Source organism: Nocardia sp., from assembly GCF_025465275.1.
Classification (GTDB): domain Bacteria; phylum Actinomycetota; class Actinomycetes; order Mycobacteriales; family Mycobacteriaceae; genus Nocardia.
Map to the genome: position 1 here is coordinate 41,197 of NZ_JAODNK010000171.1, position 10,263 is coordinate 51,459.

Below are 10,263 nucleotides of genomic sequence, written 5' to 3' on the forward strand. Positions count from 1 at the left end.
TGGCCCCTACCCGTCTCTAGCGTGCCGCTACCCGTCCGGGACGCAGCTGGATTTTGCGGCCGGTGCCCGCGCGGAAAGTGCGGAGGGCATCACCGAATTCGCCGAGCGCGAAATCGTGGGTGATCATGGTGTCGGCATCGATGACGCCTTCACCCATCAGATCCACGGCTCGCCCGAAACTGTGCAGGACCGCCATCGAACCGACAATGGTGATCTCGTCGTTGTAGATGCGGAATGGTGAGATGGCGGCCCGCGCCTGCGCGGGGGCGACACCGAATTGCTGATAGGTGCCGCCGCGCCGAACTCGCGACAGCCCGTCCTCGATGGCGGGAATCGTTCCACTGCAATCGATGACGATCTCCCAGCCCTCCGGCCGATCCATATCGTCGGCGGCGGTGGTGGCCGCGTCCGCGCCGAGCCTGCGCGCGACCGCCAGTCGATCGGGATTGGTGTCCACCACCGATACCGAGGCAGCGCCGGCCGCGCTGGCCAATTGCAGCATGAGCAGCCCCATGGTGCCCGCACCGTAGATCAGATAGTGCGCGCCGAGTTGCCGTGGCAGCACATCGAATCCGTGGACGGCGCACGAGAGCGGTTCCACCAGTGCACCGTGCACCGCCGAGAGATGCCCGGGTAGCCGATAACAGTTGGCGGCGGGCACTTTCACGAACTCGGCCATGGCGCCGTCGACGGTATCGCCGATGGCGCCCCAGTTCTCACAGAGATTTCCGCGCCCGATCGCGCAGTAATGACAGCGGCCGCAGAACAGTGAGGGATCGACGGCGACCCGATCACCCACCCGCACTCCGGCGGCATCCGCGCCGAGAGCCACGATCTCCCCGGCGAATTCGTGTCCCGGGATGATCGGATAGGGCGTGGGCGGGAATTCACCCTCGACGATATGGATATCCGTGCCACAAATTCCGACCGCGTCGACCCGCACCACCGCTTCCCCCGCCCCCGGCGTGGGATCCGGCACCGTATCGACCGAGAACTGTCCAGGCTTCTCGACAACCAGCGCGCGCATACAAATACCATGCACCCGAACGCGGTTCACCAAGTGCGTTTTACCCAATAGAAATCACAATGTCGTCATCCCGGCGTGTTCTCGGCCGGGATCTACAACCACCAGTGGATTCCGGCCAAAAGCATGCCGGAATGACGGGCCGGCAACTACTTCTGGACTTCGACCGCATTAGGGGAGAGGGGTGTGCGCGGGGTGTGATTGATACCAAAACGCGGTAGTCGCGACATGCGCGTGTTCCAGCGGAAGGTAGTGCCCGTCCTCGCGCCAGCCGAGCGCCTGGATGGTCGCGCTCAGACTGTGGTCGAAACAGATCGGATCCGGAATGTGCCAGCGGTACATGCCGAATCGCTGCTGTGGTTCGTAGATGCGTTCGCGCGGTTGCACCTGCACCAGCCCCAGATAAGGCGTCGAGTAGGGCAGTTGCGCGCCGCCCAGATCGAAATTCCAGGCGCCGCCGAAATAGTCCTCGGTCCCGGTGCCGCAGATGGTCGGGAATTCGGTGTCATCGTCCAGATAGAACTTGAGCTCGCCCTCACCCCACCAGCCGGGTGCGCGCGGTTCGATCGCCAAATACGTGCCCACATAGCGGCCCGGACCGCCGACTACTTCGACGAGTGGATGTACGGCAGGGGAGCCGAGTGGATCACTGCAGCGCCAGCAGGCATGCAGATATCCGGATGCTTCCGGCACATCCTCTTCCATATAGGTGATCTGGTAGTAGACGGGTGCGGCGCGTTCGGCGCCATTGTGCAGGGTGATGAGCGCATGCATACCGAACGGCATGGGCCAGTAGCTGTTCAGCCCGCCCGCCGGGGCGACCACCACCATCTGTGAATTGACCAGCGCCAGTTGCTCCCAGCCATTGCAGAAGAAGTCGCCCAGCGGCACCGCGACGGCGGGTTCGAGCGCGCCGTCCCAGTACATCTGCAGGGTGAAGTGCTGCAGCAGACTGCGATCGGTGGTGAGCCAGAAATGCCGGATTACGCCAGGCCCGGCGATATCGGCGAGGGTGATCGTCTGGCCGGGTTCCAGATCGATCGACGGCGATACCTTCCAGCCGCGACCGAGCCCCGCGGCTGCGAACGCCCCGGTCCCGGCGATGGCCCGCCCGCCCGCGCCGGGCTCGCCGGTGGGGTTCTCCGGACTGATCGAGCGGGTGCGCCGCCCGTCGAGATGCCAGATCTCCTGCACCATGGGAATTTTCGCACGGTGTCGCCCGGCGTGTCCCCGACATGCCGCAACCGGAACTGCGCAGTGCTTGTCATGGAATGCGCAGTGCTGGTCGGGAACACGAAATGCCGGCGCCATCCCACACGGGGCGCCGGCATTTCAGAGCGAGTTACTTCAGACTGTCAGTGCTAGCTGCCGAACGATCCGGTGGAGATGCCACCGGTCTTGATCAGCTTGTCCTGCAGCGCCTTGTAGGTGCCGGCATCGATGCCCAGCTTCTGCGTGATGTAGTTCGACACCGAGCCGGAGGCCGCCGTGGCCGCGGCGAAGGCCGCGTCCAGGTAGTCCTGCTGCACACCCAGCACCGGACCGAACAGTGACGGATCGGTCACCAGGCCCCGGGCTACCAGCGCATCGAGGGTGGCCTTGTTGCTGGCCGCCAGACGATCGTTGGACGCCAGGTAGTTTGCATTGATCTGGCTCTGCGGAGTGCCGAGGATGGTCATCAGGAACGCGGTCATCATGCCGGTGCGATCCTTGCCCGCGGTGCAGTGGTACAGCACCGCGCCGGAGGAGTTGGCGATCTCCTTCAGCGCCGCGCCGAACTGCCCCTGCGAGGTCGGATCGTTGACAACCCAGGAGTAGTAGTCGCGCATGTACTGCGCGCCCTTGCCGTCGCCCAGCGCCGCCTGCTGCGCGGCCGGGCCGCTCTGCACGAGCTTGCCGAAGAACACGTAGAAATCATTGCTCGGGTCGTAGATCGGCAGCTGCACGGTCTTGATCGAGGCCGGCACCTTGTCCGGGCTGGCCGCCCGCTCGGTGGGGCTGCGGAAGTCGATGACCTCGGTGACGCCCGCGGCGGTCAGCGTCTGCTGATCGGCATCGGTCAGATTGTTGAGTGCGTCGGTGCGGTACACCAGACCGGACTTGATGGTCCCGTTCTGTGCCGAAACCCCGCCGATATCACGGGCATTCGGTGCACCGGCGAGCTTGAAGTCCGCGCCGATCGGAGCCTGGTGCAGGATCGAGATATTCGGGGCGGCGAGCGCGGGGGTGATCCCAGCGGCCGGAAGTACGGCGATGAGCGCGGCGGTTACACCGGTCAGTAGGGTGCCGCGTACTGCGCGCGAAATCGTCACTACAGGTATTCCTTTCAATCACGAGCCGAACAGTGGGTTCCCGGCCCGGGCTTCAGCAGCCGTGCGGCCGACGAGATGTCCTCGGCCGCACGACCTTCGGGATACGCCCCAGCGGTTGCCGGGCGCATCCCGCACGATGACCCGCGGGTTATGGCGGGCATCTCGCGCGAAGTGCGTTGTGGTGCGGTGCTACTCGGCGTCGGACAGCAGCGTGATGGTGCCCGCCGCGCCGTCGACCCGGACGCGCTGTCCGTCGGCGAGGCTGGTGCTGGCGGTCTTGGTATCCACCACGCAGGGGACGCCGAACTCGCGCGCCACAATGGCGGCATGGGAAGCGGCGCCGCCGATATCGGTGACCACCGCGCCCGCATAACCGAACATGGCGGTGTGGCCGGTATCGGTGACCGCGGCGACCAGGATGTCGCCGGGCTCGATATCGTCGTCGATCGACAGCACCCGCTTGACGATGCCCTCGACCACACCGGGGCTGACGCCGAGGCCGGTGAGGACGCCGCCGACCGGCAGCGCGCCGGAGATCTCCTCCGGCTCCCAGTCGCCATTGATCACATCGGGCATGCGGACGCCCTGGTAGCGGGTGCGCTCGGCGCGGCGGCGGGCCACGCGCTCCTGCAGATCGGCAGGCGCCCAGAGGATTTCGTCGAGGGTGAGGAAGGCCGAATCCTCGATCTCGGTGAGCTTGCCGACCTTGACCAGGCGGGCGGCCCGCTCCTGGGTGGCCATGCGCAGGCAGTTGGTGACCCGCACCACGGCATCGCGAGAGCGCTCGCGGTAGACGGTCGCGCCGACCGCCATCTTGGCGGTGCGGCTGCTCGGCTCGGCCACCGGTTCCCGGTGCGGCGCGGGCATTTCGGCGGCGCGGCCGCCGGCGGTCACCAGCAGTTCGGGGCGGTCGCCGAAGGTGGCGTTGATGAGCTCGCACTCACCCGGTCCGCGGTGGCCGATCTTGCCCAGCTCCTCGGCGAGGGCCTTGGCGAATTCCGGCGACTTCTCCCGCGCGGCGGCCACATCACCGCTCTTGGCGATGGTCTGCAGCCCGGAGTCCTTGCGGCACAGCGCCGCCAGCCGCTCGACGGCCAGCATGGTCTTGGCCGACTCGAGCCGGTTCAGGTCGATCTTCACCTCACCCTTGTGTGCCGCGGTGGCCGCGCCTGTCATCATGACGCCAATGGAGGCGGCCTGCCACGCCTGGTTCAGGCGATCACGCCACAGCAGTGCACGGGCGTGCAGCTGCTCATCGGTGAGTTCGGAAATCTGGTCGCGGGTAAGGGCTTCCGCGTGCGAGGCGGCATTGATCAGCTCGGCGGTCTTGCGGTAGCTCAGGGCGGTGGCGCCCACGCGGCCCAGCGCCTTGAAGGTGCCCAGGCGGGCGGCGAAGCCGGTCGACATGGACGGTCGGCCCTTGGGATGCAGTTCCACATCGCCGATGGCGCCGTAGACGTCGCGGCGCACGCTCTCCTCGTCCCAGCCGGGCATGTTCTCGGCGGAGAACACGCCGATGGACGCATTGATGTACATGTGATGGCCCATGACGCCGGTGACGCGGGAGACCCAGTGCTCCAACGCGATTCCCTCGATGGCGATCATATGGCCCATGGCCTCGTTGCCGAGCCGGATCGCACCCGCCTGCAGATCGATGGTCAGCGGGGTGAGCGGGCCGGGCAGCGCCTCGGAGGTATTGGTGGCGGTGAACACCGGAATGCGATCGTCGAGCAGATCGTCGAACTCACCCTGGAGTCCTTCGGGCGCAGATGCTTTCAGCGTGTACCCGTCAGAGGTGGGCGCATTCTGCGGCACCACATGGGAGGGCAGCGGGATCGCGCCGTTGCGGGCGCGCAGACCCGAACCGTCGGCCTTGCGGCCGTGCAGACCGCGCACCACATCGGCGACGGTTTCGCGGGCGGTCCAGCCGTAGCGGAAACCCCACTCGTCGCGAGCGGCCGTGGTGTCCACCTGGGCGTGGCCCGAGGACGAACGGGGCAGCCACGCAGCGTATTTGATGCCCGCGTCCTTCAACGCACGGCGCATATCGTCGCCGGAGATCTCACCGGGAGCGGCCAGGCCCACGGCGCCGCTGCGCTGCGAGAGCGCGGCCAGCACCAGGAAGCGCTCCAGATCGTCGTAGTGCAGCACCTGGAGGGCGGCATTGCCGCGCGCACCGGCCAGATTCTCCAGTGTGCGCCAGCTGCTGCCGTCGATGCGGCGGCCGGCGACCAGCGCGGTGCGCACGATGAGCGCATCGACGCCACTGCTCGACACAATGCGTTCCGTCGTCGAATCCGCGCCTGCCGCAACGGGAACCACCAGTCGCGCGCCGGCTTCACGAGCCGCCGACACGATTCCGGCGATCGCGCGGCCGGCCAGATGCAGCACGACATCCACGCCCGCGACGGCCCGGGCGCAGACCTGCGCATCGGACAGATCGCCGACGGTGACCACAACGCGCGGGTCGACCAGCCGATAACGTCGCCGGTCCAGGCCGACGACCTCGTGCCCGGCCGCCAGCAGCATGCGCGCCACGGAACGTCCGCTCGGCTCGGTGACTCCGGTGACCAGAATCCGCATTGACTCTCCTCCTTGAAAGGCGCCCCCAACCACAGTGACGCCGTTCACACACCATCCCCAGTGCACTGCCGGGGGACCGGTCACAGTCCCGGTCAACGGGATCGGAGAGTCGGTGAGCAAGATGGGGCGCTATACCTGGCCGGTGCCAGCGGGCACCGTGCAGGCATGACAGCGCGGAATTCGGTGACGCCAAGGGCGGCCGGCGAGGTGAGCCACTACGACATCGATACCGATGTGGTGATCGTCGGTTACGGCGCGGCCGGCGCCGCAGCCGCCTTCGAGGCTGCTCACACCGGGGCTCGGGTCCTGGTGCTGGACCGCTCCGGCGGGCCCGGCGGCGCCTCGGCCATGTCCGGCGGCGAGATCTATCTCGGCGGCGGCACGCCCGTTCAGGTGGCCTGCGGCTTCGACGACACCCCCGAGGACATGGCGGCCTTCCTGAAGGCGGCCATGGGTGCGGGCGCGGACGTGGCCAAGATCGAGGAGTACAGCGCGGGCAGCGTGGAGCACTTCCACTGGCTGGTCGATCGCGGTGTGCCGTTCAAGCCGACCATGTGGGATGCGCCGACCTGGGTGCCGCCCACCGACGACGGTTTGATGTGGCTGGGCGAGAACAGCTGGCCCTTCACCGAATTGGCCAAGCCCGCCCCGCGCGGCCACCGGCCGACGGCCAATGACTTCGGCGGCAAGCTGCTGATGGAATGCCTGTCGGATGCGGCCGAATCCGCCGGTGCCACAGCAATATTCGATGTGTACGTCACCGCGCTGATCGTCTCGGACGACAATGCGGTGGTGGGAGTTGTTGCCCGCCAATACGGTAAGGAGATCACCATCCGTGCCCGTCGCGGCGTGGTGCTCAGCACCGGCGGATTTGTCGACAATGACGCCATGCTCGCCGCGCACGCCCCCGAGCTGCTCGGCCACACCAAGGTCAGTGCGGGCACCGATGACGGCAGTGGCATCCGCATGGCGCAGGCGCTCGGCGCGGCGGTCCGGCACATGTCCTCCGGTCAGGTCGGCATATCGCTCATCCCCGGTCTGGCCGCCCGCGGCATGGTCGTGAATGCCCGTGGCCAGCGGTTCATGAACGAGGACACCTACCCCGGCCGCATCGGCCAGGCTGCGCTGTACCGCCAGAACATGGGCGGCAGCTGGGCGGGTTATGACACCGCCATGTGGGTCATCGTCGACGAGCAAGGTTTCGAAGACGTCCCCGAACCCCAGCGCTGGGGCGTCCAGCCCACCCATGTCGCGGAAACTGCCGAAGAGCTCGAACAACTCACCGGCCTGCCCACCGGCTCACTGGTCGATACCCTCGGCCGCTACAACGAATTCGCCGCCGCCGGAGCCGATCTCGACCTCCACAAGGCCCCCCGCTGGGTCCGCCCCCTGTCCTCGCCGTTGGCTGCCATCGACGTGAAGGCAGGCATCCGGCCACCGGCTGAAGCAGGGGACCGGCGTGGCACCGGCGCGTCGGTCTTCACGCTCGGAGGGCTGCACACCGACCTCGACGGTCACGTCCTCGACCTCGACGGCACCCGCATCCCCGGCCTCTTCGCCGCAGGCCGAGCCACCAACGGCCTCCACGGCATCGGCTACATCTCCGGCACCTCCCTGGGCGACGGCACCTTCTTCGGCCGCCGAGCCGGCACCTCCGCCGCCCGAACCGAATAACCCACACCTCACAGCCCGCCGCCCATCGGCACAGCGCCTGTCAAGGCTGTGCGGCTTGGACACGAGCTGTGCCATCGCAAGAAGGGCGTTCGGCCACTCCGTGGCGGAAGTGGCTGCCTCTGTCGACCTACAGCTCCTCACCACACAGCTCGCCTTTAGACCGCGCAGCCTCTACAGACCCTGTGCTGATTGGAGGCGGGCTGTTTGGTTGGGTAGGGCCGGGTGAAACGGGGGGTCAGCAGATCTGGCCGGGAGTGGTGGCGTTGGCGGAGAGGAGGTTTCGGATCAGGGCGAAGTCGATGTCGGCGGGGGTGCGGAAGCGGAGGCAGCCTTTGCCCATGTTGTGGGTGGAGAGGGCCTCGGTGAAGGTTTCGCGGACATCCGTGCGCAGGAGGTAGATCGAGATGTATTGCTGCTGGCTGGCGAAGGCGAATTCGACTTCGTTGGTGCGGGCGTAGCTGGGCATGCCGTACGCCATCAGCTCGGTGAAGCCCTCTAGTTCGGTGCGGCACATTTCTCGCAACCTGGTGAGGGTGGGTGCGCGGTTCTCGGGGAGGGCGGCCAGGTAGGCGTCTACGTCTGCTGCTTCGCTTCGGACCACGGGGTGAGCCTATCGGCGGTGCGTGTCGCTGGAGGATGGGACAGCTAACTGTGGGTGACACTCTGGGGATGACGGCTGAGCCACAGCGGGGGAGATCGTTCGGGGCGCGGGTTGCGGGGGTGCTGCGGGCTGCTGATCGGGCGGTGCGGCCGAACTATGCGGGGGTGGTGGTGGGGGCGATCTTTTTCGCTTGGTCGGTGTCGCCGTCGCTGCTGCCTCGGGAGTGGATTTTTCAGGGGCTGGTGAGCGGGATCAGCGCGGTGATCGGGTACGGGGTGGGGTGCGTGCTGGAGTGGATATTCAGTCGGTGGGTGCGGCCTCGGCTGCCGGAGTCGGTGAACAAATGGGCAGCGCTGTGGCAGCCCTCGGGCAGGACTCGTGAGATCACCAAGTTGGTGATCATGGCGGGCGCTGCGATCGGGGCGGCGGCCATTCTGGCGCGGTCGGCTCGCTGGCAGCGGGATCTGGAAGTGCTGATGGGGATGCAGCCGACGACCACGTCCAGCTATTTGCGGACCGAGGTGCTGGCGGCGGCGACCGTGGCGCTGGTGATCGGGGCGTATCGCGGGGTGCGGTGGTTGGTGCGGTGGGTTATTCGGGTGCTCAATATCGACTGGCGGATTCCCCGGGCCATTGCCGCGCCTGGCGCCTTCGTGCTGGTGTTGGTGCTGGCCGTCCTGCTTTTCCAGGGCGTGCTGGCGAAAGCCTTCTTCTCCGTGGCGAATTCGGCATTCAGCGTGCGCAATGGCAATACCTCCGCGGCGGCGATCCAGCCGACCCTGCCCGAACGATCCGGCAGCCCACAGTCATTGGCTCCCTGGAAGACGCTGGGATCGGAAGGGCGCTGGTTCGTCTCCTATGTGCCCACCGCCGAGCGGATCGCACAGGTGACGGGAAAGCCTGCGCGCGAACCGATTCGCGCTTATGCCGGATTGGAATCCGCGCCGACGGCGGAGGATGTCGCGAATCTCGTGGTGCGCGAGCTCGATCGCACGCACGCCTGGGAGCGTCAGGTCGTGGTGGTGGTGACCACGACCGGCACCGGCTGGGTGGACTCGACCACGGCGGCGGCCATCGAGTACATGTACGGCGGCAACTCCGCCATTGCCGCCACGCAGTACTCGTATCTGCCGAGCGTGCTGTCGTTCCTGTCGGACAAGCAGAAGGCGGCCGATGCCGGGCGGTTGCTGGTGCACGCGGTGCACGAGCGCTGGGCCACGTTGCCGCCGGATCACCGGCCGAAACTGCTGGTGTACGGGGAGAGCCTCGGTTCGCAGGGATCGGAGGCGGCCTTCACCGGGCTCGATGACATTCGCACCCTGGTCGACGGGGTGCTGTGGGTCGGGCCGCCGAACTCGAATCGGCTCTGGAGCCAGCTCACCGAGCGCCGTGATCCGGGCACGCCCGAAATCCTGCCGATCTACGCCGACGGTCTCATCGTCCGCTTCGCCGCCGACGCCGAGAATCTGAATCGTCCGGACCGGCAGTGGATTTCGCCCCGCGTCGTCTATCTCCAGCATGCTTCCGACCCCATTGTCTGGTGGTCGCCGGATCTGCTGTTCAGCCAGCCGGACTGGCTGAAGGAACCGCGCGGCTCCGACGTCTCCAAATCCATCCGCTGGTGGCCGATCGTCACCTTCTGGCAGGTGAGCGCCGATATGGCGCACGCCCAGAAGGTCCCCTCCGGTCACGGCCACCGCTACGGCACGCTCGTCCTCGACGGCTGGGTGGCGGTATCCCAGCCTGCAGACTGGAATCCCGACCTCACCGGCCGCATCCGCCAGGCCCTCGACCAAGACATCGACTGGGAGTACGCGCACAAATAGTCCTTCGTACCCACTCCACCAGCCGCCCCCGCTGCTCGGCAGCGGGGGCGGCGTCTGTCCCTTCACCGGGATGAGATTCCGTTGATCGGGACTTTTCCGGCCGCCGGGTGCTCTGGGCCATAGCGTCGGGTGCAGGAACCACTGCACGAGGAGGAAACACCCGCATGACGAACAAGGTGCTCGATCAGGTTCGGGATCTGCTGCCCGCGATCCGGGAACGGGCGGTGCAGGCCGAAGAGCAGC

General features: G+C 67.1%; 8 protein-coding genes. 2 read left to right on the forward strand and 6 right to left on the reverse strand.

Features of this window, described 5'->3' with window-relative positions:
• Nucleotides 1-16: 16 nt before the first annotated feature.
• The 4 genes from JWN03_RS35480 to JWN03_RS35495 form a co-directional block, all read right to left on the reverse strand.
• Nucleotides 17-1,027: a zinc-dependent alcohol dehydrogenase family protein gene (locus tag JWN03_RS35480; protein WP_297624472.1), complete on the reverse strand. Its 1,011-nt coding sequence runs from the start codon at nucleotides 1,025-1,027 to the stop codon at nucleotides 17-19.
• A 168-nt stretch (nucleotides 1,028-1,195) separates the two neighbouring features.
• Nucleotides 1,196-2,221 carry a glycoside hydrolase family 172 protein gene (locus JWN03_RS35485; protein ID WP_297624475.1) on the reverse strand — a complete coding sequence of 342 codons (1,026 nt, stop codon included), beginning with the start codon at nucleotides 2,219-2,221 and terminating at the stop codon, nucleotides 1,196-1,198.
• Between the two features lie 164 nt (nucleotides 2,222-2,385).
• Nucleotides 2,386-3,336 (reverse strand): tyrosine-protein phosphatase, encoded by a 951-nt coding sequence (locus tag JWN03_RS35490; RefSeq protein ID WP_297624478.1) that lies wholly within the window; start codon nucleotides 3,334-3,336, stop codon nucleotides 2,386-2,388.
• Nucleotides 3,337-3,525: 189 nt separating this feature from the next.
• Nucleotides 3,526-5,919, reverse strand: a complete 2,394-nt coding sequence (locus JWN03_RS35495; RefSeq protein WP_297624480.1) for a PEP-utilizing enzyme — start codon at nucleotides 5,917-5,919, stop codon at nucleotides 3,526-3,528.
• Nucleotides 5,920-6,084: 165 nt separating this feature from the next.
• Between JWN03_RS35495 and JWN03_RS35500 the strand changes: the two genes are divergently transcribed.
• Nucleotides 6,085-7,593, forward strand: a complete 1,509-nt coding sequence (locus JWN03_RS35500) for an FAD-dependent oxidoreductase (protein ID WP_297624483.1) — start codon at nucleotides 6,085-6,087, stop codon at nucleotides 7,591-7,593.
• A 235-nt stretch (nucleotides 7,594-7,828) separates the two neighbouring features.
• On the opposite strand, the gene JWN03_RS35505 is transcribed toward JWN03_RS35500, so the two are convergent.
• On the reverse strand, nucleotides 7,829-8,194 hold the full coding sequence (locus tag JWN03_RS35505; protein ID WP_297624486.1) for an iron chaperone: 366 nt from the start codon (nucleotides 8,192-8,194) through the stop codon (nucleotides 7,829-7,831).
• A 68-nt stretch (nucleotides 8,195-8,262) separates the two neighbouring features.
• Between JWN03_RS35505 and JWN03_RS35510 the strand changes: the two genes are divergently transcribed.
• A complete protein-coding gene (locus JWN03_RS35510) occupies nucleotides 8,263-10,020 on the forward strand; it encodes an alpha/beta hydrolase (protein ID WP_297624489.1) in 1,758 nt (585 codons plus the stop codon).
• A gap of 62 nt (nucleotides 10,021-10,082) precedes the next feature.
• Here the strand turns inward: JWN03_RS35510 and JWN03_RS35515 are convergent.
• The coding region (locus tag JWN03_RS35515) for a hypothetical protein (protein WP_297624492.1) at nucleotides 10,083-10,263 on the reverse strand (181 nt) is incomplete at its 5' end.

Bases quoted from the DNA above. Each gene is read 5' to 3' on its own strand.
- JWN03_RS35480 (WP_297624472.1), bottom strand. From the start codon at position 1,027: ATGCGCGCGCTGGTTGTCGAGAAGCCTGGACAGTTCTCGGTCGATACG.
- JWN03_RS35485 (WP_297624475.1), bottom strand. From the start codon at position 2,221: ATGGTGCAGGAGATCTGGCATCTCGACGGGCGGCGCACCCGCTCGATC.
- JWN03_RS35495 (WP_297624480.1), bottom strand. From the start codon at position 5,919: ATGCGGATTCTGGTCACCGGAGTCACCGAGCCGAGCGGACGTTCCGTG.
- JWN03_RS35500 (WP_297624483.1), top strand. From the start codon at position 6,085: ATGACAGCGCGGAATTCGGTGACGCCAAGGGCGGCCGGCGAGGTGAGC.
- JWN03_RS35510 (WP_297624489.1), top strand. From the start codon at position 8,263: ATGACGGCTGAGCCACAGCGGGGGAGATCGTTCGGGGCGCGGGTTGCG.